This window comes from Mesorhizobium sp. B2-8-3 (assembly GCF_006440815.1).
GTDB lineage: Bacteria > Pseudomonadota > Alphaproteobacteria > Rhizobiales > Rhizobiaceae > Mesorhizobium.
Window position 1 is genome coordinate 1 of the sequence record NZ_VFTW01000026.1, and the last position, 23,551, is coordinate 23,551.

Annotated in this window: 25 protein-coding genes and 1 pseudogene; 19 read left to right on the plus strand and 7 right to left on the minus strand. The window is 63.3% G+C overall.

Going from position 1 to position 23,551, the window contains the following annotated elements:
- From FJ418_RS26615 to FJ418_RS26630, 4 genes are all read left to right on the plus strand, one after another.
- Positions 1–1,491, plus strand: a 1,491-nt coding sequence (locus FJ418_RS26615) for a YadA-like family protein (RefSeq protein ID WP_181167098.1), incomplete at its 5' end; no start/stop codon positions are given.
- 8 nt (positions 1,492–1,499) lie between these two features.
- Positions 1,500–2,069 (plus strand): invasion associated locus B family protein, encoded by a 570-nt coding sequence (locus FJ418_RS26620; RefSeq protein ID WP_140870756.1) that lies wholly within the window; start codon positions 1,500–1,502, stop codon positions 2,067–2,069.
- Between the two features lie 12 nt (positions 2,070–2,081).
- Positions 2,082–2,807: a hypothetical protein gene (locus tag FJ418_RS26625; protein WP_140870759.1), complete on the plus strand. Its 726-nt coding sequence runs from the start codon at positions 2,082–2,084 to the stop codon at positions 2,805–2,807.
- Between the two features lie 109 nt (positions 2,808–2,916).
- Positions 2,917–3,333 (plus strand): DUF4189 domain-containing protein, encoded by a 417-nt coding sequence (locus FJ418_RS26630; protein WP_246672346.1) that lies wholly within the window; start codon positions 2,917–2,919, stop codon positions 3,331–3,333.
- Between the two features lie 68 nt (positions 3,334–3,401).
- Here the strand turns inward: FJ418_RS26630 and FJ418_RS26635 are convergent, their stop codons facing one another.
- Positions 3,402–4,436: a LacI family DNA-binding transcriptional regulator gene (locus FJ418_RS26635; RefSeq protein WP_140870763.1), complete on the minus strand. Its 1,035-nt coding sequence runs from the start codon at positions 4,434–4,436 to the stop codon at positions 3,402–3,404.
- A gap of 181 nt (positions 4,437–4,617) precedes the next feature.
- On the opposite strand from FJ418_RS26635, the gene FJ418_RS26640 reads away from it, so the two are divergent.
- The 10 genes and pseudogenes from FJ418_RS26640 (at position 4,618) to FJ418_RS26685 (ending at position 13,781) form a co-directional block, all read left to right on the plus strand.
- Positions 4,618–5,664 carry a sterol desaturase family protein gene (locus FJ418_RS26640; RefSeq protein WP_140870767.1) on the plus strand — a complete coding sequence of 349 codons (1,047 nt, stop codon included), beginning with the start codon at positions 4,618–4,620 and terminating at the stop codon, positions 5,662–5,664.
- Between the two features lie 95 nt (positions 5,665–5,759).
- Positions 5,760–6,725 carry a sugar ABC transporter substrate-binding protein gene (locus FJ418_RS26645; RefSeq protein WP_140870770.1) on the plus strand — a complete coding sequence of 322 codons (966 nt, stop codon included), beginning with the start codon at positions 5,760–5,762 and terminating at the stop codon, positions 6,723–6,725.
- Positions 6,726–6,933: 208 nt separating this feature from the next.
- Positions 6,934–7,878 carry an ABC transporter permease gene (locus FJ418_RS26650; protein ID WP_246683221.1) on the plus strand — a complete coding sequence of 315 codons (945 nt, stop codon included), beginning with the start codon at positions 6,934–6,936 and terminating at the stop codon, positions 7,876–7,878.
- Positions 7,878–8,897, plus strand: a complete 1,020-nt coding sequence (locus FJ418_RS26655; protein ID WP_140643667.1) for an ABC transporter permease — start codon at positions 7,878–7,880, stop codon at positions 8,895–8,897. Before FJ418_RS26650 ends, FJ418_RS26655 begins: the two co-directional genes overlap by 1 nt.
- 78 nt (positions 8,898–8,975) lie before the next feature.
- Positions 8,976–9,809, plus strand: coding sequence for an ATP-binding cassette domain-containing protein (locus FJ418_RS26660; RefSeq protein ID WP_140643490.1), 834 nt, complete (start codon positions 8,976–8,978; stop codon positions 9,807–9,809).
- An 89-nt stretch (positions 9,810–9,898) separates the two neighbouring features.
- The gene (locus FJ418_RS26665; protein WP_140870776.1) at positions 9,899–10,903 is read left to right on the plus strand and encodes a Gfo/Idh/MocA family oxidoreductase; all 1,005 of its coding nucleotides are present in this window, start codon (positions 9,899–9,901) and stop codon (positions 10,901–10,903) included.
- Positions 10,900–11,858 (plus strand): annotated as a pseudogene (locus tag FJ418_RS26670) (sugar phosphate isomerase/epimerase). Before FJ418_RS26665 ends, FJ418_RS26670 begins: the two are co-directional and overlap by 4 nt.
- Positions 11,859–11,868: 10 nt before the next feature.
- Positions 11,869–12,177, plus strand: a complete 309-nt coding sequence (locus FJ418_RS26675) for a MocE family 2Fe-2S type ferredoxin (RefSeq protein WP_140785275.1) — start codon at positions 11,869–11,871, stop codon at positions 12,175–12,177.
- A gap of 1 nt (position 12,178) precedes the next feature.
- Entirely contained in the window at positions 12,179–12,961 is a 783-nt protein-coding gene (locus FJ418_RS26680; RefSeq protein ID WP_140870779.1) for a hydroxypyruvate isomerase family protein, read from the plus strand.
- A gap of 7 nt (positions 12,962–12,968) precedes the next feature.
- The gene (locus tag FJ418_RS26685; protein ID WP_140870782.1) at positions 12,969–13,781 is read left to right on the plus strand and encodes a 3-methyl-2-oxobutanoate hydroxymethyltransferase; all 813 of its coding nucleotides are present in this window, start codon (positions 12,969–12,971) and stop codon (positions 13,779–13,781) included.
- Positions 13,782–13,842: 61 nt separating this feature from the next.
- On the opposite strand, the gene FJ418_RS26690 is transcribed toward FJ418_RS26685, so the two are convergent.
- From FJ418_RS26690 to FJ418_RS26700, 3 genes are all read right to left on the minus strand, one after another.
- On the minus strand, positions 13,843–14,682 hold the full coding sequence (locus FJ418_RS26690) for a 3-keto-5-aminohexanoate cleavage protein (protein WP_140870786.1): 840 nt from the start codon (positions 14,680–14,682) through the stop codon (positions 13,843–13,845).
- 131 nt (positions 14,683–14,813) lie between these two features.
- Positions 14,814–15,482 (minus strand): LysE family translocator, encoded by a 669-nt coding sequence (locus tag FJ418_RS26695; protein WP_140870789.1) that lies wholly within the window; start codon positions 15,480–15,482, stop codon positions 14,814–14,816.
- Between the two features lie 144 nt (positions 15,483–15,626).
- Positions 15,627–16,250 carry an FMN-binding negative transcriptional regulator gene (locus FJ418_RS26700; RefSeq protein ID WP_140870792.1) on the minus strand — a complete coding sequence of 208 codons (624 nt, stop codon included), beginning with the start codon at positions 16,248–16,250 and terminating at the stop codon, positions 15,627–15,629.
- A 76-nt stretch (positions 16,251–16,326) separates the two neighbouring features.
- Here FJ418_RS26700 and FJ418_RS26705 point away from each other — a divergent pair, with 76 nt between their 5' ends.
- Positions 16,327–17,754 (plus strand): PLP-dependent aminotransferase family protein, encoded by a 1,428-nt coding sequence (locus FJ418_RS26705; RefSeq protein WP_140870795.1) that lies wholly within the window; start codon positions 16,327–16,329, stop codon positions 17,752–17,754.
- A gap of 12 nt (positions 17,755–17,766) precedes the next feature.
- Here FJ418_RS26705 and FJ418_RS26710 read toward each other — a convergent pair whose 3' ends face one another.
- On the minus strand, positions 17,767–18,588 hold the full coding sequence (locus FJ418_RS26710) for a L,D-transpeptidase (RefSeq protein ID WP_140870798.1): 822 nt from the start codon (positions 18,586–18,588) through the stop codon (positions 17,767–17,769).
- A gap of 172 nt (positions 18,589–18,760) precedes the next feature.
- Positions 18,761–19,426, minus strand: a complete 666-nt coding sequence (locus tag FJ418_RS26715; RefSeq protein ID WP_140658820.1) for a haloacid dehalogenase type II — start codon at positions 19,424–19,426, stop codon at positions 18,761–18,763.
- Between the two features lie 369 nt (positions 19,427–19,795).
- Here FJ418_RS26715 and FJ418_RS26720 point away from each other — a divergent pair, with 369 nt between their 5' ends.
- The 4 genes from FJ418_RS26720 (at position 19,796) to FJ418_RS26735 (ending at position 23,125) form a co-directional block, all read left to right on the plus strand.
- Positions 19,796–20,674, plus strand: a complete 879-nt coding sequence (locus FJ418_RS26720) for a branched-chain amino acid aminotransferase (protein ID WP_140643512.1) — start codon at positions 19,796–19,798, stop codon at positions 20,672–20,674.
- 210 nt (positions 20,675–20,884) lie between these two features.
- Positions 20,885–21,487 (plus strand): superoxide dismutase, encoded by a 603-nt coding sequence (locus FJ418_RS26725; RefSeq protein WP_140643514.1) that lies wholly within the window; start codon positions 20,885–20,887, stop codon positions 21,485–21,487.
- A 244-nt stretch (positions 21,488–21,731) separates the two neighbouring features.
- Positions 21,732–22,169, plus strand: coding sequence for a cytochrome c (locus FJ418_RS26730; protein ID WP_140643516.1), 438 nt, complete (start codon positions 21,732–21,734; stop codon positions 22,167–22,169).
- An 8-nt stretch (positions 22,170–22,177) separates the two neighbouring features.
- Entirely contained in the window at positions 22,178–23,125 is a 948-nt protein-coding gene (locus FJ418_RS26735) for a cytochrome c (RefSeq protein ID WP_140870801.1), read from the plus strand.
- Positions 23,126–23,128: 3 nt separating this feature from the next.
- Here the strand turns inward: FJ418_RS26735 and FJ418_RS26740 are convergent, their stop codons facing one another.
- On the minus strand, positions 23,129–23,518 hold the full coding sequence (locus FJ418_RS26740) for an SET domain-containing protein-lysine N-methyltransferase (RefSeq protein ID WP_140658817.1): 390 nt from the start codon (positions 23,516–23,518) through the stop codon (positions 23,129–23,131).
- Positions 23,519–23,551 lie beyond the last annotated feature (33 nt).

Here is a 23,551-nt window from a genome sequence, read left to right on the forward strand (position 1 = left end):
TTTGCCTGCGACACCTCGACTGCCTACACGGACGCCAACGGCGAAGGCATCCGCTACGTGCGCACCAACGACACGACACTTCCGGTCACCGATGCCTTCGCGCAAGGGATCGGCTCCTCGGCGCTCGGCTACCAGGCGACGGCGTCCGCCGCCAATTCCTTGGCTCTGGGCCGCGGCACCGCGGTCACCATAACCGACGGCGTGGCGCTCGGCTCCGGCTCGATTTCCGACCGTGCGGTCGCGCCCGTGTCGGGATCGATCCTTTCCGGCACCGGCCTCATTCCCTACAACACCGCGGACATGACCCTGCTCGGCGCCGTCTCGGTGGGCACCTCCACCGCTTATCGCCAGATCATCAATGTGGCCGACGGCACCGAGGACCAGGACGCCGTCACGCTTCGCCAGCTGAAGGGCGCGCTGAGCTCCTTCGCGGTGACAGGGACCATGTACTTCCACGCCAACTCGACCGCGTCGGACTCGCTGGCGGTCGGCGCCGATTCGGTCGCGATCGGTCCGCGCACGACCGTCAATGGCGACAACGGCATCGGCATGGGCAACGGCGCCATCGTCCAGCAGACGGCGCCAGGCGGCATCGCGATCGGCCAGACCTCGACCGTCAATGCGGCAGACAGCATCGCGCTAGGCACGAACTCGACCGCCAACGGCGCCCAGTCAATGGCGCTCGGCGCCGGCGCCACGGCCAACGAGCCGGGCAGCGTCGCTCTCGGCGCCGGCTCGACGACGGCGGCTGCCGTCGCCACCACCGGCACGACGATCAACGGCGTCGCCTACACCTTCGCCGGAACCAATCCGACGAGCACGGTGAGCGTCGGCAGCGTCGGCAACGAACGCACCGTCACCAATGTGGCCGCGGGCAGGATCAGCGACACTTCCACCGATGCCATCAATGGCAGCCAGCTCTACGCGACCAATCAGGCTGTCGAAGCGGTGCAGGGGAGCGTCGGCAACCTGAATGAGTTCGCCGTTCAATATGACAAGAACCCGGACGGCACCAAGTCGAACTCGCTGACGCTCGTCGGCGGTGACGTGAATGCGCCCGTTGTCATCCACAATGTCGGCGCCGGCACCGCTGACACCGATGCAGTCAACGTGCTGCAGTTCAACAACGGGCTGGCGACAACGTTCGACAACTCCAAGACCTACACCAATCAGGTGGCGGCCACCACGCTGCAGCAGGCCAATGCCTATACCGACTCCAAGCTCAGCCAGCTCAACATGGACATGGGCGAGGCGCGCGGCGAGGCGCGGCAGGCCGCCGCGATCGGCCTGGCAGCCGCCTCGCTGCGCTACGACGACCGCCCCGGCAAGCTGAGCGTCGCGGCCGGCGGCGGCTATTGGCGCGGCGAGGGGGCGGTCGCGTTCGGCGCCGGTTACACCAGCGAGGACGGCCGAGCCCGGGCGAACCTCTCCGGCACGACGGCGGGCGGGCACTGGGGTGTCGGCGCGGGCGTCAGCTTTACCCTGAACTGAGTCTGCTGATGACCAGGCAAACAGTCCTTGCCGTAATATCGATGGTTTGCCTCCTTCTGTCCGGCCCGCACGCGGCCGGGCAAGGGGCGGCCCCTGCCTACAGGATAAAACCTTCCGACGTCGCGGTGCCTCCGGACGTGAAGCTTGGCGAATATCAACGCATCACGCGTCCGTTCGAGAACTGGACGCTGATCTGCGACGAGAACCTGCAGGCCAGGAAGAAAGTATGCAACATCAGCCAGTCCTTCATCGACCAGGGCCAGGCAATAATCTTCAGCTGGTCGCTTGCGGCCGACGAGAAGGGCAAGCCGTTCATGATATTGCGCGCGCCCAGCGCGGCAGGGGCAGGCAGCAAGCTTTCGCTCAGATTTGCCGGCCGCAAACAGCCGGTCGACGTTCAACTGCAAGGCTGCGACGCGTCGGTTTGCGTCGGTTATCTACCCGTCGGCCCGGTGCTTCGCGAGCAGATCGGCAAGGAGACGATGGTCCAGGTTTCCTATTCCCTGCCGTCGGGAGCGACCGTCAGCCTCGATGCCCCGTTCAAGGGGCTCAAGACCGCGCTGTCGGCCATCAACTAGAAAGACCTTGAGATGACACGCCAATCCATCGAGGACAGAATCCTGACGCACTCCCAGCCGGTCGCGCTGCCGGAGCCGCCGGCAAGTGCGCCGCCACAGCGTTCGCCAGGCTGGCGCCTGGTGCGAAACACGGCGCTGCTCGGCGCGTTCGCGGTCTTGGTCGCGGCGGCGGTGATCCTGTCGCTCCGTCTCTATCCCGCGCTCGGTACATTCGTCGCCGGCACGGCCTCCGCGCAAGCACAGGCGCCCATGCAGGGCGAGCCGGCGCAAGCCGCGCCTGCGCCGGCGGATATCGCGGCGGACAAGAATCCGTTTCAGGCGCATGTCGCTCAGGCGGGCGTGCGCACCTGCGCCAATCTCTTTACCACGCTCGGACAGGCTCTGACGGCAGGATCGACCTATGCGGTCCAGACGCAATGGGACAAAACTTCGCCGGATGCCCATGCGGTGCAGGCCGTGGCCGGGATGAGCTACGATCTGCCGGACTACAAGACGCAGGCTGCGGGCGTCGTCTTTGCTTCGCCCGTCGGCCAGACCTGCGAGGGCGGCTTCGTGCGCGTGGCGCCGTTCCAGCGCTCTTGCCAGGAAGTTGCCGGAACGCTCCCGAAAGGCAGCCTGCTGGCGGACAATCTTTCGAAAACGATGCTTTTCAACCTGGCCAACAATGGCGGCCAGGCGCTGCTGGTCCCCACCGGCAATACCTGTGTCGTCGTCTCGGTGGCCCGCATGGGCGGCTAGCGGCCAGCCGTGATTGTCGATTCCTGGACAGCTGCAATTGGGAGCTACGAAAATGCTGATCAACCGTCGCCTCTCATTCCCGCTGCTGGCGGCTTTTGTCGGACTGACAATGGCGAGCCAGGCCGCTGACCTGGTGGCGCCGCCGCCGGCGCAGACCGGCGAGGAGAGGGGAATCTGGGGCGCGATCGCCTACTCGCCGGGCGACGGCAGGCACGGCTTCTTCTGGGGCGCCGACAAGCGGCAGGAAGCCGAAGACATCGCGCTCAAGCACTGCGAGAATGCGGACGGCGCGGGCTGCAGGGTGGTCGAGGTGTTTCGCAACCATCGCCATTGGGACGATGATGACGGCACCGGCTTTCCCTATGAGCATTGCGCGGCGCTTTCAGTCGGCAAGAGCCGTGGCCCGGCGACCCCGTTCTGGGGTGTCGCGTCCGCCACGACGCGTCGCGAAGCCGAGGACAAGGCCAAGGCCGAATGCGGCGGTAAGGAGAAGCAGTGCAAGATCCGCGAGTGGGTCTGCACCTGAGCGTCGACAACGCTGCAGCCTGCATTAGATGTTCTGCCGCGTGAAGCGGAAGGCAGCGGCCCGCTGCCTCAGATATTCTCCGGTGTGACTATTTCGAAAGGTATCGACCGCTGAAGGGTCGCGAATGGTGCTTGTGGTCCAATGACATCGATCATGGTCTGCACGAGAAGGGCGGAGGTCGCTTCAAGGGGGTGACAGAGAGCTGCCGTGATCAATCCTTCCGACAATCCTTTGCGGGTCTCGGGCCCAATGTCGCGGCATACCACCTTGATCCCCGATCGCCTCTCGGAAGATACTTCCCTCAAGGCGCGAAGCACGCCTGTGATGCCGCCGCCAACAATTAGAATCCCCACCAGATCGTCCGTCGTCTTCAGCAACTCGGCCACCATGCGGTAGGCCTCGCTCGATTCCTCGTGAGTGGGGCGGCTCTCCTCCACTGTGAGCCGAGGCGCGTGCTCGCGCAAATAGGAGCGGAAGCTGGCGTCCGAGACATCCTGGCATTGGTAGCGATGATTGCCGATGAAAACAGCGATTCGACCAGCCCCTTGGGTCGTTTGCGTGATCAGGAATGCTGCGGTGCGCCCCAGCTTCCAGTTGTCGGTGCCTACATAGGCCGCCCTTTCCGGTGCGGATTGATCTGTGATGTAGGAGACAACCGGCTTACCCATCTCCTTCAGGGAACGGATGGCCTGGCCAATGATCGGGTGATCCGCCGCGACCACCGCCACAGCGTCGCATGCATCGCCAAGCGCGATGAGCCGGCTCGATATCGTCTCCGGCGTCAAAATATCCACGAAGTCGACGACAGGGTCGATGACCTCGTCCCGCCGCTCGCGGCAGGCGGTGACGATCTTCTTCCCGAACACCTGATAGAGGTCGCGGGTCGACTGCTGGAGCAGGAAACCCAGCCGGTAATGCGGCGAGATTTTTCGCGCCCGGTCATCGATCGCGCCGATGCCGTAAAAGCCAATTTCTTCCGCGGCGCTTTGCACGCGCTGGACGGTTTTCGGCCGCACGGCAACGGTGCCGCCCAGAATTCTGTTCACCGTCGCCACCGACACGCCTGCCGCGGTAGCAAGATCGTGGATTGTCGGCCGCTTCATGAACGCCCACCCTTCTCTGTATCATCATGATTGAAACTAAATGATACAAATGCAATTTTGATATTATTTCTGCCTTCTCCGAATATCAACCCTCCGATATGAATTGCGCCGTGTGAGGCCTCGATCGGACGTCGAGAGCCCATAGACCCCAGACCGATCCGGGCAGGGAGGCGCTGTCACGATGGATGATCTTCAGTATGGAACGCGCGACAAGCGTGGTAACTGGGCACCACATCGCCGTGCCGAGCCGGCGCCGATCTGGCACCGTCCGTTCAATGTGAAGAAGGTGGTAGCCTGGATTCCAGAATTCTTCTGGCCTTGGAATACCTTCCACCTCGCCACGTCGCTCATTTGGGTCAACCTGCTGATCCCGAGCTGGCAGAGTCTCGCGAGCCTCTCGCTGCTCAACTACCTTTGGCTGTACGGCCTCAACGCCGCCGGGATTTTTCTTTTCTACGGCTTCTTCGAGCTGCGCTACTACGTCCAGCGCAAGCAACAGAACCGCTTCAAGTACAATCCGAAGTTTCCCTCGGATGCGCCGTCCGACGTGTTCTGGTTCCAAAGCCAGAACGTCGACAATTTCGCCCGCTCGTTTTTCGTCACCATACCGCTGTGGACAGTGGTCGAGATCGTGATGCTGTGGGTCTACGAGAACAGCTGGGCTGTCTGGCTGCCCTGGACGACGAACTGGCTTTACCTGTCGTTCCTGGTGCTTATCGCGCCTGCCTTGCATGAGGTCTATTTCTTCTTCCTGCACCGGGCGATCCATTGGCCGCCGCTCTACAAATGGGTGCACTCGGTCCACCACAATTCGATCAATCCGAGCCCGTGGTCGTCGCTGTCGATGCATCCGGTCGAGGGCTTCCTCTATCATGCCGAAGCCTGGCTGCACCTGTTGATCCCGTCCAACCCGGTCTGCGCCTATTTCACGCTGCATGGAGCCGGTTTCGGCGCCGTCAACGGCCATCTCGGCTTCGAGACCTTCGAGATCACCGACAAGGTCAATCTCGATAGCCACTCTTACGTGCACTACCTGCACCACAAGTACTTCGAGGTGAATTACGGCGGCGACGGGCTGGTGCCACTCGATAAGCTGTTCGGCACCTGGCACGACGGCAGCAAGGAAGCCGACGAGGTCATGAAGGCCCGCTTCCGCAAGAAAAAGGAAAAGGTGCGGAGCCGGCAGGAAGGCCGCGGCGATCCGGCATCCGGAATGCCTGCGGAATAACGAACCAGGCGCCGTTTCGGCTGGGTCCGTGAGGAGTGGGCCCGGAACAGGAAGACTTTTGTTGAAACCCTATGGGGTAATCTGGGAGGAATACCATGAAGCTTTTCAAGACACTCGTCTCGACGGCGGTGCTGATCGGGTTCAGCACCGGCGCGACGCTCGCCGCCAACATCTTCGTCGTCGGCGGTAAGCCGGACGATCCGTTCTGGTCGATCGTCAAGCGCGGTGCCGAAGACGCCGGCAAGGTCGTCGAGGCTCAAGGCGGCAAGGTCACTTGGCTCGGGCCGCAGAACTACGACAATCTGGGTGTGGACGCCGCAGAGCTGATCCGTCAGGCCATCGACCAGAAGGCCGATGCCATCGTCGGCCCGGACTGGGTGCCGGAAGCGATGGATCCTGCGTTCAAGGCGGTAAGGGACGCTGGCATTCCGCTGCTTATCTACAATGCCGGCGGGTTGAAAGCGGCCGATCGTCTCGGCGCCATGAACTATGTCGGCTCCGATGATTACAAGGGCGGCGTCGCGGCCGGCGAGTACCTTACCAAGGCCGGCAACAAGAACGGCGTCTGCATCAACACGCTGCCGGGCGCCGCCAACATCGAGGCGTTTTGCGGTGGCTTCAAGGAGGGTATGAAGAACGGTGGTGGCGAAGCCGACGTGCTGCCATTGCCCGCCACATCCTTCGGCTCGGCAACCGCCGTAGCCCAGGCGGTGAAGGCCTATCTGTTGCAGCACCAGGACGTGAACGCTGTCTTTACGATCGGCAACGTCGACGCCAACTCGGCCATGAACGGCATCACCCAGGCCGGGAAGGTCGGAAAGGTGCACCTGTGCGGCATGAATTTTGACGAGACGATCCTGAACAACATCAAGGGTGGCCAGCAGGACTGCGCCATCGACCAGCAGGGTTACCTGCAGGGATATCTCGCCGTGGCGATCCTCAATGGTCACGTCAATTACGGCCTGTCGGTGCCCACCCGCGAGATCCTTACGGGACCAGGCATCATCGACAAGACGAACGTCGACGCCACCATCGCTGGCGTGAAAGCAGGGACACGATAATCCTCCCGCCTGGGCCGCCTGCATTTTGCGGCGGGCGGCCCTTTTTCCCTTTCTCTGCGGCGGCACATTACGGCCAGCCGCGTGCTCGCGGATTACCCTAATGGCACATCCCGTCGCATCCACATCAACGCCTGCGCTCGAACGCTCGCGGTCCGGACTGGCGCTCGGCCGGTTGGCACGTCGACCGGAGTCGGGCTCGTTCCTTGGCATGGTCGCAGTCCTGCTTTTCTTCGGCCTATTCGGCGGCAGCAGTTTCATGTCGGCAGCCGGTGCGGCAAGCTGGCTGAACATCGCTTCCGAGATCGGGATCATTGCGCTGCCGATAGGGTTGCTGATGATCGCCGGGGAACTGGACATCTCGGTCGGCGCGGTGATCCCCGCGGCGTCGCTCACCGCTGCCATCGTCTCGGGTCACTACGGGCTGCCCGATTGGCTTGGCATAACGGCAGCGCTTGGCCTTGGCCTCGCTGTCGGCCTCGTCAACGGCCTGTTTGTGACGAGGACAACCATCCCGTCGCTTATCATCACTATCGGAACCATGTTCGGCACGATGGGTCTGACGCTGGGCCTCACCGTCAAGATCGCCGGCAGCACCGGCGTCTCGCTCGTGCCGGACCCGCTTACCAAGCAAATCTTGGGTGACTATCTCGGCGGCATGTTCCAGGTCACGATCCTGTGGTGGGTCGTGTTCGTGGTTGGCCTGTTCTGGCTGTTGCACATCTCGCCGATGGGCAATTGGATCTATGCGCTCGGCGGCGACAAGGAGAGTGCGCGCAACGTCGGCATCCCAACCAAGCGCCTGACGATCGGCCTCTTCATGCTGTCCGGCTTCAGCGCCGCGTTCGTCGGGGTCAGCGAGGTGATGGTCTACCAAAGCGCGCAGGTTCTGGCCGGCCAGTCCTTCATCTTCAATTCCATCATGTGCGTGGTCATCGGCGGCGTCTTGCTCACGGGCGGTTTCGGCTCGATCGTCGGCATCGTGTTCGGCACGCTCACCTTCTCGATCGTGAACCAGGGCATCTATTTCACCAGTCTCGATCCCAATGTCGGCAGCGTCATCATCGGTGCGCTTCTCCTGATTGCGGTGTTGACCAACGACACGTTCCGGCAGTTGGCGCTCAGCTATTCGTCGAAGAAGGGAGGACAGTCATGATGGACGCAATCAAATCATCACTGCGCCGTCCCGAAGCCGGATCGGTCCTCAGCCTCATTGGCGTGGTGCTGTTCTTCGTTCTGTTCGGCGGCGCCAATCTGGGCACGCTGGTTGGCGCGGCGAGTTGGGTCAATTTCGCGGCCAATCTCGGCATCGTCGCCATTCCCGTCGGCCTGCTGATGATCGCGGGCGAACTCGACATTTCCATCGGCGCCTTGATCCCCGCCGGTTCGATGACCACGGCCGTCCTGACCGGCTACTACGGACTGCCCATAGCCGTAGGGATCGCCGGCGCACTGGCGGTCGGCGTGGCGGTTGGCCTGATCAACGGCCTGCTGACGATACGAACCTCCGTGCCCTCGCTGATCATTACCCTGGCCACGCTGGTCGCCATGCAAGGGGTAGTGCTCAGCGGGTCTGTGCTTCTGACCGGCAACGCCAGCGTTGCCCTCACTGCGCCGGACTGGGCCAAATTCCTGTTCGGCCAGCTGATCGGCGGCAGTCACCAGGTCATCATCGTCTGGTGGGTCGCCTTCGCCGCCATCATGGGTTTCGTTCTGCACAAGACCCGCTATGGCAATTGGCTTTTTGCAATGGGCGGCGACAAGGTCAGCGCCCGCAATGCCGGCATTCCGACGAACCGGATGACCATTGCGCTGTTTGTGTTGTCCGCGGTCAGCGCCACATTCGTTGGCATCTGCCAGGCGATCCTGTTCAACTCCGCCCAGGTCTCCGGCGGCATGAGCTTCATCTTCAACGCGATCGTGTCCGTGGTGGTGGGCGGTGTGCTGCTGACCGGCGGTTTCGGGTCGGTCGTTGGTATCTTCGTGGGAACCGTCACCTTCGCCATCGTCAGCCAGGGCATCTACTTCACCCAGATCGACCGAAACTGGTCGAACCTGATCATCGGCGTGATGCTCCTGCTGGCCGTGCTGATGAACCAGTCATTCCGCGACCTGGCGCTGTACTTCAGACCGCGGCGCAAGCGAAGCCTGCCGCGGGAGCCAGCCAACCCATGAGAGATGAGTTTGAGATCACTTCCCGCTTCGGTGAATGCCACCCCGGCGCAGTCGAATTGCAGATGAAGAGATGACGCCATGAACGACAAACCTGCCATTCTCGAACTGAGAAACGTCAACAAATCCTTTGGACCGATCGACGTCCTGCACGATATTTCGCTCAGGGTGCGCGCCGGCGAAGTGCTCTGCCTGCTCGGTGACAACGGCGCCGGCAAGTCCACGCTCATCAAGACCCTGGCCGGGGTCCACAAGCCAACCAGCGGCCAGATATTGATGGATGGTCAGTCCGTTACGTTCACCGGACCAAGCGATGCGCAGGGGCGCGGAATTGCCACCGTGCATCAGTTCGGCGGCACGTTTCCGCTGATGAGCATCGGGCGGTCTTTCTTCGTCGGCGTCGAGCCGACCAAAGGTTGGGGGCCGTTCAGGATCTACGACCGCAAGCGCGCCAACGAGATAGCGGTGAAAGCGGTCCGGGATTTTGGCATCACCCGTATCGACGACGGCGACCGCCTGGTGGGCGGCCTGTCGGGCGGCGAGCGCCAGTCGCTCGCCATTGCCCGCGCCGTGCATTTTGGAGCGCGCGTGCTGATCCTGGATGAGCCGACCGCGGCACTCGGCGTCAAGCAGGCCTCGCATGTGCTGCGTATCGTCAACGAGGCCAAGAAGCGTGGCCTGGCGGTGGTCTTCATCACCCACCAGGTCATGCACGCCATGACCGTCGGCGACCATTTCGCGGTACTGATCCGCGGCGCCATCGCCGCCGATTTCCGCAAGGGCGAAAAGTCACGCGAGGAGATTACGGATCTAATGGCCGGCGGCGAGACCATGGCCGACCTCGAAGCCCAGGTCGAAGGCTACATGGAAACCCATGCGGGCCATCCGCCGTCCCTGATCCCAGCCGCTCACTAGACTTTCCTTGGGAGGTTATCCAGTCCGGCGCGGCTTCATCTCGCCGCTCACCGCGATCCCGTAAACCCGAAAGCAAAAACAGGACAGAAATGACAATTCGCATTGCAGTGATCGGCGCCGGCCTCATGGGCGCGGATCATGCCAGGATAGTCGCCGAGGAACTGCCCGGCGCAACCCTCCAATTGGTTTGCGACATGGATGAGCAGCGCGCTCGTTTCGTCGCTGATGCATGCGGCGCCAACGACGTTGCCACCGATCCCGAGGGCGCCATCGCGCGGCAGGATGTGGACGCCGTGATCATCGCCAGCCCCGATTTCACGCACGCGCCGCTGTCGATGGTCTGCATTGGCGCCGGCAAGCGGGTACTGTGCGAAAAGCCCCTTTCACAAGCGTCGGCCGACTGCATCGCGGTGATGGCGGCCGAACAGAAGGCCGGGGCGAAATTCGTCCAGCTCGGCTTCATGCGCCGGTACGACCGCTCCTACCAGGAGATGAAGCGGGCGCTGGAAGACGGCCGTCTCGGCCGGGCGTTGATGGTGCACAATTTCCACCGCAACGTCGAAACGCCGGCCGCCGATTTCACCGGCGCGATGGCCATCACCAATTCCGCCCCGCACGAATTCGACGTCGTGCGTTATGTGCTCGGCACTGAATACACCGCCATCTCCGCATTCCAGCCGAGACGCTCGGACGCGCGTGTCGCCCCCGTCGTCATGGTGTTGGAAACCGTGGATGGCCAGCTGGTCAACATCGAGATCAACAACAACGCCGCCTATGGCTATGACGTGCGTGCCGAACTGGTCGGCGAACGGGGCGCCCTGGCGACCAACAATGTTGCCTTTACCCGCACTGAGTCCGCGCTTACCCAAAGCACCAGCTACGACGCCGACTGGCGGACCCGTTACTACGATGCCTACCGCCGCCAGAACCGAGACTTCCTGCGCTTCGCCATGACTGGCGATTTTCCCGTGACAGCGTCGGATTGCTGGGACGGCTATTGCGCTGCCGTCGTTGCTGAAGCTGGCGTGGTGGCGCTGAAGGAAGGCCGTCGAACGCCCGTCCAGATGATTGCAAAGCCGGAGTTCTACGCGTGAAGCTGGGTTTCGTTTCAGACAGTCTCGGCAACCTGCCGTTCGAGGCGGTGCTCAATCATGCCCAGCGCATGGGCGTATCCGGTATCGAGGTGAACACGTGCGGCTGGTCGACCGCCCCCCATTTCCGTCTCGCATCGATGCTGGGCAACAGGGATGCACAGAGACGCTTTATGGGAGCGTTCGAGGAACGCGGGCTGGAGATCATCAGCCTGAATGCGAATGGCAATCCGCTGCATCCGACCGATCCGGCCCAGGGCGAGGCGTTGAAAGATACGATCCGCGTCGCCGGCGAGATGGGCATCCGCACCGTCTGCACCATGAGCGGCCTCCCGGCCGGCAGTGCCGGCGACAGCATGCCGAACTGGGTTGTCTCCTCCTGGCCGCCGGAAACGCAGATCATCCTCAAATATCAATGGGAAGAAAAGCTGATCCCGTTCTGGACCGAGATGGCGGCGCTGGCGAAGCAAAACGGCATCGATCGCATCGCGCTCGAGCTGCATGGCAATCAGTGCGTCTACAACGTGCCCTCGCTGTTGAAACTGCGACAAGCGGTCGGACCTATCGTGGGCGCCAATCTCGACCCCTCGCACCTGTTCTGGATGGGTGCCGATCCGCTCGCGGCCGCCGAAGCGCTGGGCGAGGCCATCTATCACGTGCACGCCAAGGATACGATGCTGAACCGGCCCGTTCAGGCAACGACGTCGCTGCTCGAGAATGGCAGCCTGATGGACATCCCGGCCCGCTCCTGGAGCTATATCACGCTCGGCTTCGGTCATGGCGAGGAGTGGTGGCGGCGGTTCTGCTATCGGCTGAAGATGGCCGGCTATGATGCTGGCTCTCCATCGAGCACGAGGACGTGCTTCTGAATTCGCTGGAGGGACTCGAAAAGTCGGTCGCGCTGCTCCAGGGCGTGATGCCGTCGGCTCCCGCAGACTTCAAACCGCAAGATATCTGAGGAGACGTATATGCCCTGGGTCGACGCTTGTGCCGCTGACGAAATCGAAGCCGAGGAAGCCAAGCGTTTCGAGAATGGCGGCCGCACCTTCGCGATCTTCCGTAACGATGCGGACGAATATTACTGTACGGACGGATTATGCACACACGAGGCGATCCACCTTGCCGACGGTCTTGTCATGGGCAATACGGTGGAGTGTCCCAAGCACGCGTCCGTTTTCGACTTCACCACCGGCGAAGTCGAGACGCCGCCGGCCTGCGAGAACCTCAGGACATACAAGACCAAGGTCGAGAACGGCCGCGTGCACATCGAGATTTGACATGTCCGACAGCTTTATCCTCGCCGCCTGCGCCGAAATGCTGTGGCGCGACCGGCCGATGGAATTCCGCGTCAAGCGGTTGACCGAACTGGGCTTCCAGGTCGGCCTCTGGAATTGGCCGGACCATGATCTCGCCATGCTCGAAAAATCCGGCGCCACCTTCTCGATCATGAACGGCTATCTGCGCGGCCGGCTTGCCGACGACGAGGGCGCGGCCGAGCTCTTGAAGACGGCCAAGGAAACGGCCGCCGTCGGCAAGCGCCTTGGCGTGGCGCGGCTCAACCTGCATGGCACTGGACTGGGCGAGGGTGGTCTGCCGGTCAGCCCGTGCGAGACGGTCACCGGCGCGATGTGGCTCAAGGCGCGCGATACGCTCAACCGCGTCGCCGATCTTGCCGAAGCGGAAGGCGTTACCTTCACGCTGGAGAACCTCAACCTGCCGGTCGATCATCCCGGCGTGCCCTTCGCGCGCGCCGAGGACACGCTGGCGCTGGTGTCGAGCGTCAACCGGCCGGGCCTGCGCCTCAACCTCGACCTCTATCACGCGCAGATCGGCGAGGGGAATTTGATCGAGCTCTGCCGCGCCTGCCTGCCATGGATCGGCGAGGTCCAGGTGGCGGACGTGCCGGGGCGCATGGAGCCCGGCACCGGCGAGATCAACTATCGCGGCATCGCCGGCGCGCTCAAGGATATGGGCTATCGCGGGCCGGTCGGCATGGAAGCGTTCGCTTCCGGCGATCCCGAAGCGGCGCTCGAGGCTTTCCGCAACGCTTTCACCATCTGAGGGGAAAATGGTCACCAAGAACAACCGGCCCACCGTCGCCGACATCCGCGCCATGAAGGCGCGCGGACAAAAGATTTCGATGCTCTACGTCACCTCGCTCGAAGAGGCGGCGGCGGCGAACGCGGCCGGCGTCGACATACTGTCGATCGAGGGTCGCTTCTTCTCGCCGGAGATGCGCGATGCGGCCGGCCGCTGCTTCGTCCAGGTTGGGTTGCCTTACGGGCCCGCCGGCGATCTGGTCTCGGCGGAAGACTATCTGAAGGCCGCCTATCACTTTACGCGCATGGGCGGCGACTGCTTCTACTGCGCCGCCTCGCTCGATATCCAGAAAACGCTCTGCGACAACGCCGTGCCGATCGTCGCCCATGTCGGCCTCATCCCCTCGCAATGCACCTGGACCGGCGGCTTCAAGGCCGTCGGCAGGACGGCCGAGAGCGCGCGCTGGGTGTGGGACCACGTGAAACGCCTCGAAGCCATCGGCTGCTTCGGCGCCGAATTGGAAGTGGTGCCGGACCGCATCGCCGAACTGATCACCAGGAACACGCCGATGATCATGCTCGGCATGGGCGCCGGCCCCCATGCCGACGCGCAATATCTTTTCAGTGAGGACGTGCTTGGCCACACCGCCGGGCACAAGCCGCGCCACGCCAAGACCTATCGCAACTTCGCCGCCGAATTCGAGCGGCTGCAGCGCGAGCGCATCGCCGCCTATCGCGAGTTCATCGCCGATGTGCGCACCGGCGCCTATCCCGAGCCGCAGCACGTCGTGCCGATCGCCGACGAGGAGCTTGCCGCTTTCAAGGCCGCGGTGGATCTCTAGCGTTGAAGTGCGATCAGCCGATCTCGATGTCCATTTTGGCGATCAACCGCTCGCGCGCCCTTCAGGCGGCGTCCCACTGGCCTCTAAGCGTGTCCGCATTGGCGAGGGTGAGCCCGCAGGCTTCGACTGATCGCTTGGTGGCCGCGACAAGGTCCTGATTTCCCGAAGCCGGTGTTCCATCGGGCAGGAAAAGATTGTTCTCGAACCCGACGCGCGCGTTCCCGCCAAGCAGCGCGGCTGCCGTCACGCACGCCGTCTCCTGGTTGCCGAAGGCGCAGACCATCCAATGGCTTGCAGCGGCAGTGCCCGGGGTCAAGAAAGGCAGCAGGTCGGCCGGGCGGGACGTCTGTCCAACCGCGTAGCGGCCGAGCACATAGAGAACCGGCAGATTGTCGAAGGGGATCAGGCCGCGGCCCGCGAGCATCGCGAGATAGGTTGCCTCCTCGGGAGTGTAGAGGATGATCTGCGGTGTGATCTTTTCCCTGCGCAGCGTTTCAAGGAATGCGGCGAAACCCGCTTCGTAAGTTTGGTCGGGCAACAACTCGCGCAGGGCCAGTGAAACCGCCTCGGGCTGCGCTTCCAGCACCACCCGCATCTGCTGTTCGGGCCGATAGATGCCCAGTGCCTCGCTGGTGATCTGGACGACGAGCCGTTCGTCGACACTGGCCCTGATCGCCGCGGTTACGGTCCGGTAGGCTTCGGCGTCGAGCAGGTGATGTCCGTCGCGGTCGCGGACATGGACATGGATCATGGCGGCGCCCGAGTCGAGCGAAGCCGCGGCCACATGCGCCAACTCATCCGGTGTGATCGGCAAGGCGGGATGATCGGCCTTCGTGCGCCGGCCGCCATTTGGCGCCACGGCGATCGCGACCGGATCGGGGCGGCTGGCAACCGGTTGCATGGAATTCCTTTCGGCCCGAATGGCTGCTTCATCTGTCGCATAAGCATGCGTTGTGCAACACATGCGACATCGTGGCCATCGACGCGATCGTCGAGGCCTCGTCGACCCGTCCGCTGAACGTCGCCGGGCAATCAAAGGGCGGGGCGCTTGGCTATGGCCAGGCCCATGCCGAGCGCGATCATAGCGCAGCCGGAGGCCTCCCGCAGCCGGCGTATTGTGCTGGCGCGCCCGGCCGCGCCTTGCCGGATGCGGCTCGCCGCAAAAGCGACCACGACATCGGCCACAGTGTTGAGCGTCACCGATATGAAGCCAAGGACCATGAATTGCAGGGCGACCATGAATTGCAGGGCGACGTGGCCGGCGCCCAGGTTCACGAATTGCGGAATGAAGGCCAGGAAGAAGGCGGCCGTCTTTGGGTTCAAGGCCTCGACCAGCACGCCTTCGCGAAACGCTCGGCCAGTGCCGACGGCAGGCGACAGCGTCCCGCCTTCCAGCATCGTCTTTGCCTCGCGGCGCGCGGACTGGAAGGTGCGGAAGCCCAGCCAGACGAGGTAGAGGGCGCCGATCAGCTTCAGCGCCGTGAACAGCTCCGCGCTGGCGAGCACGATAGCCGAAACACCCAGGCTGCCGGCAAGCACATGGACCATGCCGCCGAGGCCCGTCCCGAAACTCGAGGCAATGCCTTCCGCGCGTCCTCCAGCCAGCGTGCGTGCGGCGACATAGAAGATGCCCGGCCCCGGTGTAATGGCAAGCAGGAATGCCGCGGCGAAGTACAGGGCGAACTGGGTCAAATCCGGCATGATGGACTCTCTTGAAAGTGCAGGGCCAGATTTCACACCGGCCAGTCTTCAGACCGGCTAGTCTTCACACCGGCCGGTCTTCACACCGGCCAGTCTTCACACCGGCCGGTCTTCACACCGGCTAGTCTTCAGACCGGCCAGTCTTCACACCGGAATGAGCGGAGCGACCTCGCGGTCGGACGGCCGCTCGCTCGATGACAGGCCAGACAAGACGCCGGCGCGATCGGCCGCGTTGCGGTTCTGGCTCATCTTGCGCTTGCCTTCGAGCTTCGTAATCGGCATGCGCAGGCCGACAATGCCCTTCAACTGCGACTGGATGAAATCCGCCGGTGCGTCCGACACGGCCCAGGGTGCTGCGCGCTCGCCCTCATGCAGGTTGGTCAGGCGGGTCACCACGTCGAGCAGCCTGTTGGCATCCTCGAAGAACTCGATCGGCCCATGGGCCTGGACGGCGACATAGTTCCAGGTCGGCACCACCTTCCCGGTCTCCTGCTTGGTCTGATACCAGGCCGGCGTCACATAGGCGTCCGGGCCCATGAACATCGCCAGGCCGTCGCCCAGCGGCGGCATGCGCCATTGCGGGTTTGCCTTTGCGACATGGCCGTAGATCACGCCGTGCTCGCCCTCGTTCTCGTCGAGGAAAAGCGGCAGAGGCGTCGCCAGCGGGCCATCGGCCGTGGCGGTGACCAGGATTGCCAGCCGCGCGGCGCGGATCGTGGCGGTGAGGCTCTCATGATCGTCGTCGCGAAAGGCGGGCGGTGTGTACATGGCAAAACTCCTTGCGTTCCAAGAAAAAATGCCGGATGTCTGGCTTGCTTGGAACATCCAGTTTTGAAGGTTTTTGGTGGTCCAGTTGGAGCAGGACAGCGTCGCGCGGCGGATCATCGCGGCGATCAAGGAGCAGATCCACAGCGGCGCCTATCGGCCAGGCGATCGCCTGCCGTCGACGCGGGCTTTTGCGACCGAGTGGGGCGCCTCGCGAACCACGGTGACGGCCGCTTACAATCAGCTCGACGCCGAAGGCTATCTGATCATCCGGCATGGTGCGCGCGCCATCGTTGCTCCGGGGTTGGAGAGGGCGTCGGGAGAGGCGCCCATCGCAGCCGCTTCGCCACGCAACCTCTCGGCATTCGCACGACGGTTGCTGGCCTTGCCTGCGCCTACGGAAGGGCAACCAGCCAAGCTTGCGGATTTCCGCTATGGCGAGTTGTCCGGTGCGGACTTCCCGGTGCTGGCCTGGCGGCGCGCGTCGAACAAGGCGATCCTGCGGCGCGCCGCGCGGCTGCGCTATGGTGATCCTCAGGGGTCTTCCGTTCTGCGCAACGCGCTTCAGGCCTATCTCTGGCGGGCTCGCGGCATCAGTTGCACGCCGGACCAGATCGTCATCGTCAACGGCTCGCAGCAGGGGTTGGACCTCTGCGCGCGGCTGCTGCTCGATGCCGGCGATCCTTTTGTGATCGAGAACCCGGGCTATCCGCTGGCACGCCACGCATTCGTGGCGGCCGGAGGCGTCGCCGTGCCCGTTGCCGTCGACGCGGATGGGCTAAGGACGGATACACTGCCGCCGGCCCGTCTCGCCTATGTGACGCCTTCGCACCAGTTTCCGCTCGGTGGCGTGCTTTCGGCGACGCGGCGGCGTTCGCTGCTGGCCTGGGCCGCCGGCACGGGGGCCTATATTGTGGAAGACGATTATGACGGCGAATACCGTCACGATATCAGCCCGATCCCGCCTCTGCAGGCGCTCGACGCGGATAGCGTCATCTATGTCGGAACGCTGTCCAAGACGCTCTCGCCGACCTTGAGGCTCGGCTATCTCGTCGTCCCCGCCAGCCTGCGCCGGGCGTTCGGCGAGGCCAAGCGCCTGACCGACCGGCATGCTCCGATGCTGGAACAGGACGTGCTGGCCGAGTTGCTGGCGAGCGGCGCCTACGAGCGCCACGTGCGCAGCATTCGCAGGAAGAACGCCGAGCGCAGGGGCATCCTGCTACAGGCTTTGACTGAACATCTGGGGTCGCGGGTTACCGTCGCCGGGGCCGAGACTGGCCTGCATGTCGTTGCTTGGATGAACGGTATCGATGCTGGACGCGAACCGGCCATCATCGCTGCGGCGCGCACCGCCGGTATCGGCCTTTATGCGGTGTCGCCACTCTATGATCCGGGCGGGCCGCGTCCGGAAACGGCCGGCTTCATTCTTGGCTATGCCGGGCTCGACACGGATGCGTTGCGGCGCGGCGTTGCGGTGCTGGCCCCCATATTGGCCGAGCACCGCTGACGAACCAACCGCTTAGAAAATCTCGTTGGTGAGCCGCTTCACCGGACCGAGCAGGATGGAGCCCGTCGGCACGCCATTGTCGATCGGGATGGCCTTGCGTTCCGGCAAGTCCTCTTCCGGCGCGCCGACATTGGCCGTCACGATGACCGGCGTCTTGGTCGGAACGCGGTCGTAGAGGTCGATGATGTCCTGGTTGATCAGACGCACGCATCCCGACGACACCGACTTGCCGATCGACCACCATTCCGGCGAGCCGTGCAGGCGGTAGAGCGTGTCCTGGTTGCCCTGGAAGAGATAGAGCGCGCGCGCCCCGAGCGGGTTCTTCAGGCCACCCGTCATGCCGCCATTCTTGGCGCTGTATTGGGTCAGTTCCGGCTGGCGGGCGACCATCTCGTCCGGCGGCGTCCATTTCGGCCACTTCTGCTTCCATTGCACGACGGCGTCGCCCGACCATTCGAAGCCGGCGCGGCCGAGGCCGACGCCGTAGCGGATCGCCTGACCGCCCTCGCGCACCAGATAGAGGAAGTGGCCGGTGGTATCGACGACGATGGTGCCCGGGCGCTGTCCGGTCGGATCGGGGACGATCTGGCGCAAGAATTTGTGATCGATCTTGTTGACCGGGATGGCCGGCAGGTCGAAGCCATTGTCCGACATCGCGCCATACATCGTCTCGTAATCGCCGAGGGGCGGCTCCACATAGGCCGGCGGTGGCGGCTGGATGGGAGCGGGGCCCGGACCGGTGGTGGTGCACGCGGACACGGCGGCCGAAGCAGCGCCAAGGGCTGTGAAATTGAGGAAGCCACGGCGGCTGAGGCGGAAGGAAGCGTCTGACATGGTTGCCTTTTCTAGGTCTTAATTCGCAAGAAAGCATGAACCCGCGGGCACGTCGCCGACGGCATTCATAACAGTCGGCGGCGATAGGCGGTTCCAATTCTGGCCTGAGGGTGGACAGAAAAAGGCGAAGCTGTGACCGCGCCACAGCTGTTGCACTGCAGCAACAGAGGTCTCAGGCGCCTGCCAGGAGACCTTCGAGCGAAGGCAGGATCAAGCCCGGCTGAAAGTCGCGGTATTCATCCGGCTGGTTGGTCCGGTTGATCCAGACCGTACGGAAACCGAACTTGGTCGCGCCGGCGATGTCCCAGCGGTTCGACGACTGGAACGACACCGCGCCTGGATAGAGCCGCCAGCCAGTGACCACCATGTCGTAGACCGACGGGTCGGTCTTGAAGCGTTTGACCTGGTCGACCGAAAACACGTCGTCGAGGATCTGGTCGAGCGCCGCGGACTTGACCGCCGCGTCGAGCATTTCGGGCGAGCCGTTGGATAGGATCGCGAGCTTCGCGCCCGAGGCCTTGAGCGCCTTCAGCACGGCGGGCACTTCCGGATAGCAGTCGAGCCGCCAATAGGCTTCGAGCAGTCTCGTCCGCAGCGCCGGATCGGCCGAGGGAATCTTGCGCAACGCAAAGTCGAGCGCCTGCTCGGTCAATTGCCAGAAATCGGCGTAAGCGCCCCCCATCAGCGTCCGCACCCAGGAATATTCGAGTTGCTTGGCGCGCCAGATTTCGGAGAGAAGCTGGCCATCCGGCCCGATCTCGCCGGCATGCCGGCGCACAGCGGCGTGCACGTCGAACAACGTGCCGTAGGCGTCGAAGACATAGGCCGCATGATGCATAACGAGAGTTTTGAGGCGAGGATGCGCCCCGTGCAAGCGCTGATTGCGCTTTTAATGCATGTCGCCCAAAAGTGTGTCGCGGTTTTGGGAAACCGATGCATCAAACAAATAATGCATGTCGCCCAAAAGTGTGTCGCGGTTGGGAAACCGACATGCATCAAACAAATAATGCATGTCGCCCAAAAGTGTGTCGCGGTTTTGGGAAACCGACAGGCATCAAACAAAAGACTTACCGGGCGTTGCCCGATCCGTTTCGGGCGACGCTCTGTAAGTATGGCTGGCCTCAACGATTTTTGGCCATGTCGGTTGACGCCAACCGTCAAAGCATCGTCCTATGGCGGCCTGAAATCACTCATTTGGACGGCGAACATGACATTGGCGGCGGCGGCGCAAACAGCGACTTGGACCTATGTGGACGGCGACTGGTACGAGGGCAACGTCGCCATTCTCGGGCCGCGCAGCCACGCCATGTGGCTGGGCACCAGCGTCTTCGACGGCGGCCGCTGGTTCGAGGGCGTTGCGCCCGACCTCGAGCTTCATTCCGCCCGCGTCAACGCCTCGGCGACGGCGCTTGGCCTGAAACCCTCCATGACCGCCGAGGAGATCGTCGGCCTGACCTGGGATGGCCTGAAGAAATTCGACGGCAAGACGGCGGTCTATATCAGGCCGATGTATTGGGCCGAGCATGGCGGCTATATGGGCGTGCCGGCCGATCCGGCCTCGACCCGCTTCTGTCTTTGCCTCTACGAATCGCCGATGATCCCGCCATCCGGCTTTTCGGTCGGTGTCTCGCCGTTCCGGCGCCCGACCATCGAGACCATGCCGACCAACGCCAAGGCCGGCTGCCTTTACCCCAACAACGGTCGCGCCATCCTGGAGGCCAAGAACCGCGGCTTCGACAACGCGCTGGTGCTCGATATGCTGGGCAATGTCGCCGAGACCGGAACCTCCAACATCTTCCTGGTCAAGGATGGCCACGTGATGACGCCGGCCCCGAACGGCACGTTCCTCTCCGGCATCACCCGCTCGCGCACCATCAACCTGCTCGGCGACTACGGTTTCACGACCACCGAAAAGACGCTGTCGGTTCGCGATTTCCTTGAGGCCGACGAGATCTTCTCGACCGGCAACCACTCGAAAGTGGTGCCCATCACCCGCATCGAAAACCGCGACCTGCAGCCCGGACCGGTCGCCAAGAAGGCGCGCGAGCTCTATTGGGAATGGGCGCATTCGACGTCCGCCGCCTGAACCGCCGGAGCGTTTCACCGTTTCACCCAAAGGGCGAACAGCTCCGCCTCGTCATTTTTGCGCAATTCCGGGCGGAAAACCGTTTCGCACTTTTCCCGGAATTGCTCTAAAAAGTCGCTCGGCGCTCCATTCTGGAGTTGCCCCAACCCATTCCAGACCTATCTTAGCTCGGTAATATCACCGGACTTTTTCCTCGAGGGAGTACCATCCATGGCTTTTGAGTTGCCCGCTTTGCCTTACGACTACGAGGCCCTGCAGCCTTACATGTCGAAGGAGACGCTGGAGTATCACCACGACAAGCACCACAAGGCCTATGTCGACAACGGCAACAAGCTGGCGGCCGAGGCCGGAATGGGCGACCTGTCGGTCGAAGAGGCCGTGAAGCAGTCCTTCGGCAAGAATGCCGGGCTCTTCAACAACGCGGCCCAGCATTACAACCACATCCATTTCTGGAAGTGGATGAAGAAGGGCGGCGGTGGCAACAAGCTGCCGGGCGCGCTGCAGAAGGCGGTCGACAGCGATCTCGGCGGCTACGACAAGTTCAAGGCGGATTTCATCGCCGCCGGCACCACCCAGTTTGGCTCCGGCTGGGCCTGGGTTTCGGTCAAGAACGGCAAGCTGGAAATCTCCAAGACCCCGAACGGCGAGAACCCGCTGGTCCATGGCGGCTCGCCGATCCTCGGCGTCGACGTGTGGGAGCACTCCTACTACATCGACTACCGCAACGCGCGGCCGAAATATCTCGAAGCCTTCGTCGACAGCCTGATCAACTGGGACCACGTCCTGGAGCTTTATGAAAAGGCCAAAGGCTAAAAGATTTTGATGAGAAGCCCCGGTTCGCCGGGGCTTTTCTTTTTCGGTAGAGAAATCCGGCAAAATCGTCACGACGACGGGGAATAATCCCACCGCCACGCCCGTTAACGTCCAGAGCAATTCCAGGAGAAGTGTGGAACGGTTTTCCGTCCGGAATTGCCCCAACCAGGAGATAGAGCATTTCACCTTGAACGGTGAAATGCCTCAGTCGCGTACCCTCTTCCTTCACCGTGGAGCCAATTGAATGAGAAAGCTTGTCATCGCCATCTCTTTGCTCGCCTTCGCCGGTTCGGCCGCTTATGCCGATCCGATCAAGGATCGCCAGGCCCTGATGAAGGAACGCGGCAAGCTCGCCGGGCAGATCTCGAAGGTCGTCAAGGGCGAGGAGCCTTTTGACGCCGCCGCGGTGCTGACGGCATTGCAGGCCCTGGAGGCCAATGCCGAGAAGTTCGACGCCGACAAGCTGTTCCCGGCCGGCTCCGACAAGGGCGACACCACGGCCGCGCCGAAGATCTGGGAAGACATGGCGGGCTTCAAGGCGGCAGGGGACAAGTTCCTGGCCGATGCCAAGGCCGCGGTCGCTTCCCCGCCGGCCGATGTCGACGCGCTGAAGGCGCAACTCAACACGCTGGGCGGCGATTGCGGCACCTGCCACCAGACCTACCGGATCAAGAAGAGCTGATCGCCTAAATGGCCTGGCTGAAGAAGCTTGTCGGCGCCGTCATCGTGCTTGGCGGCGCCGCGGCTGCCGCCGGCTGGGTCCTGTCGGCGCCGGCCAGGCTTGACGCCGCGACCGTCGCTGAGCTCGGCCCCAGCGACGCCGCCAAGGGCAAGCGCATCTTCTACGCGGGGGGCTGCACCTCCTGCCACGCCAAGCCGGGCGCCCAGGGCGACGCCCGTCTCGAACTCGTCGGCGGTCTGGAACTCAAGACGCCGTTCGGCACCTTCGTTCCGCCCAACATCTCGCAGGACCAGAAGGACGGCATCGGTGCCTGGAGCGAGGAGGACTTCGCCAACGCCATGCTGAAGGGCGTCTCGCCCTCGGGCGAGCATTTCTACCCGGCCTTTCCCTATGCCTCCTACGCGCGCATGAAGCCGGCCGACATCGCCGATCTCTACGCCTTCATGAAGACGCTGCCGTCGGTTGCCGGCAAGGCGCCGGACCACAAGCTTTCCTTCCCCTTCACCATCCGCCGCGGCATCGGCCTGTGGAAGCGGCTCTATCTCAGTCCCGAACCGGTGATCGTGCTGCCAGAGGGCACGCCGGACAAGGTGCTGGCCGGCCGCTACCTGGTCGAGGGACCCGGCCATTGCGGCGAATGCCACACGCCGCGCGATTTTGCCGGCGGCGTCAGAAAAGGCGAGTGGCTGGCAGGCGCCGTGGCGGCCGAAGGCTCGGGCGTCGTGCCCAACATCACCCCCGACGGGAAGAGCATCAAGGACTGGTCCGAGGCCGACATCGCCAATTACCTCGAGACCGGCTTCACGCCCGATTTCGATTCCGTCGGCGGCGCCATGGTCGATGTGCAGCGGAACATGGCGCAACTGACCGCCGACGACCGCGCGGCGATCGCCGCCTATCTCAAGGCCGTCCCGCCGCACCCCAACGGCTATCCGGCGCGCAAGCCGGCGAGTTAACCTTTACAGGTGGCGATCGCCCAGAAAATCGAAGCCGCCTTCGAAGAAGTGGTTGTAGTTGCAGGTCAGTTCTTCGCCTGGCGCGATGTCGCGTAGCGCGTAGGTCTCCTCGGGCGAGGAGACGTCGCAGTTCGGGTCGTCGTCGTGGTTCATGTAGCGTGCGTCGTCAGCCTCGAAGACGATGAAGCTCGGATCGTGCCGGTCCGGATAGGAATAGCGGTCGAGATAGGATTTCACCGGGCCGATCTGGGCCTCGTAGGTGTCGACCGGGATGCGGCGGTCGAACCTCGGGTCGAGCTTCCAGACCAGCGTGCCCTTGGCGATGTGGCTCCTGGCGAAGACGCCGATGCCCTGAATGGCGGATTTGTCGAGATACGTGTCGACGAGGAGCATGAGGATCCTTGCGGGTGAATGGTCGCGGCCGGG

Bases quoted from the DNA above. Each gene is read 5' to 3' on its own strand.
- FJ418_RS26620 (WP_140870756.1), top strand. From the start codon at position 1,500: ATGACCAGGCAAACAGTCCTTGCCGTAATATCGATGGTTTGCCTCCTT.
- FJ418_RS26625 (WP_140870759.1), top strand. From the start codon at position 2,082: ATGACACGCCAATCCATCGAGGACAGAATCCTGACGCACTCCCAGCCG.
- FJ418_RS26630 (WP_246672346.1), top strand. From the start codon at position 2,917: ATGGCGAGCCAGGCCGCTGACCTGGTGGCGCCGCCGCCGGCGCAGACC.
- FJ418_RS26635 (WP_140870763.1), bottom strand. From the start codon at position 4,436: ATGAAGCGGCCGACAATCCACGATCTTGCTACCGCGGCAGGCGTGTCG.
- FJ418_RS26640 (WP_140870767.1), top strand. From the start codon at position 4,618: ATGGATGATCTTCAGTATGGAACGCGCGACAAGCGTGGTAACTGGGCA.
- FJ418_RS26645 (WP_140870770.1), top strand. From the start codon at position 5,760: ATGAAGCTTTTCAAGACACTCGTCTCGACGGCGGTGCTGATCGGGTTC.
- FJ418_RS26650 (WP_246683221.1), top strand. From the start codon at position 6,934: ATGGTCGCAGTCCTGCTTTTCTTCGGCCTATTCGGCGGCAGCAGTTTC.
- FJ418_RS26655 (WP_140643667.1), top strand. From the start codon at position 7,878: ATGGACGCAATCAAATCATCACTGCGCCGTCCCGAAGCCGGATCGGTC.
- FJ418_RS26660 (WP_140643490.1), top strand. From the start codon at position 8,976: ATGAACGACAAACCTGCCATTCTCGAACTGAGAAACGTCAACAAATCC.
- FJ418_RS26665 (WP_140870776.1), top strand. From the start codon at position 9,899: ATGACAATTCGCATTGCAGTGATCGGCGCCGGCCTCATGGGCGCGGAT.
- FJ418_RS26675 (WP_140785275.1), top strand. From the start codon at position 11,869: ATGCCCTGGGTCGACGCTTGTGCCGCTGACGAAATCGAAGCCGAGGAA.
- FJ418_RS26680 (WP_140870779.1), top strand. From the start codon at position 12,179: ATGTCCGACAGCTTTATCCTCGCCGCCTGCGCCGAAATGCTGTGGCGC.
- FJ418_RS26685 (WP_140870782.1), top strand. From the start codon at position 12,969: ATGGTCACCAAGAACAACCGGCCCACCGTCGCCGACATCCGCGCCATG.
- FJ418_RS26690 (WP_140870786.1), bottom strand. From the start codon at position 14,682: ATGCAACCGGTTGCCAGCCGCCCCGATCCGGTCGCGATCGCCGTGGCG.
- FJ418_RS26695 (WP_140870789.1), bottom strand. From the start codon at position 15,482: ATGCCGGATTTGACCCAGTTCGCCCTGTACTTCGCCGCGGCATTCCTG.
- FJ418_RS26700 (WP_140870792.1), bottom strand. From the start codon at position 16,250: ATGTACACACCGCCCGCCTTTCGCGACGACGATCATGAGAGCCTCACC.
- FJ418_RS26710 (WP_140870798.1), bottom strand. From the start codon at position 18,588: ATGTCAGACGCTTCCTTCCGCCTCAGCCGCCGTGGCTTCCTCAATTTC.
- FJ418_RS26715 (WP_140658820.1), bottom strand. From the start codon at position 19,426: ATGCATCATGCGGCCTATGTCTTCGACGCCTACGGCACGTTGTTCGAC.
- FJ418_RS26720 (WP_140643512.1), top strand. From the start codon at position 19,796: ATGACATTGGCGGCGGCGGCGCAAACAGCGACTTGGACCTATGTGGAC.
- FJ418_RS26725 (WP_140643514.1), top strand. From the start codon at position 20,885: ATGGCTTTTGAGTTGCCCGCTTTGCCTTACGACTACGAGGCCCTGCAG.
- FJ418_RS26730 (WP_140643516.1), top strand. From the start codon at position 21,732: ATGAGAAAGCTTGTCATCGCCATCTCTTTGCTCGCCTTCGCCGGTTCG.
- FJ418_RS26735 (WP_140870801.1), top strand. From the start codon at position 22,178: ATGGCCTGGCTGAAGAAGCTTGTCGGCGCCGTCATCGTGCTTGGCGGC.
- FJ418_RS26740 (WP_140658817.1), bottom strand. From the start codon at position 23,518: ATGCTCCTCGTCGACACGTATCTCGACAAATCCGCCATTCAGGGCATC.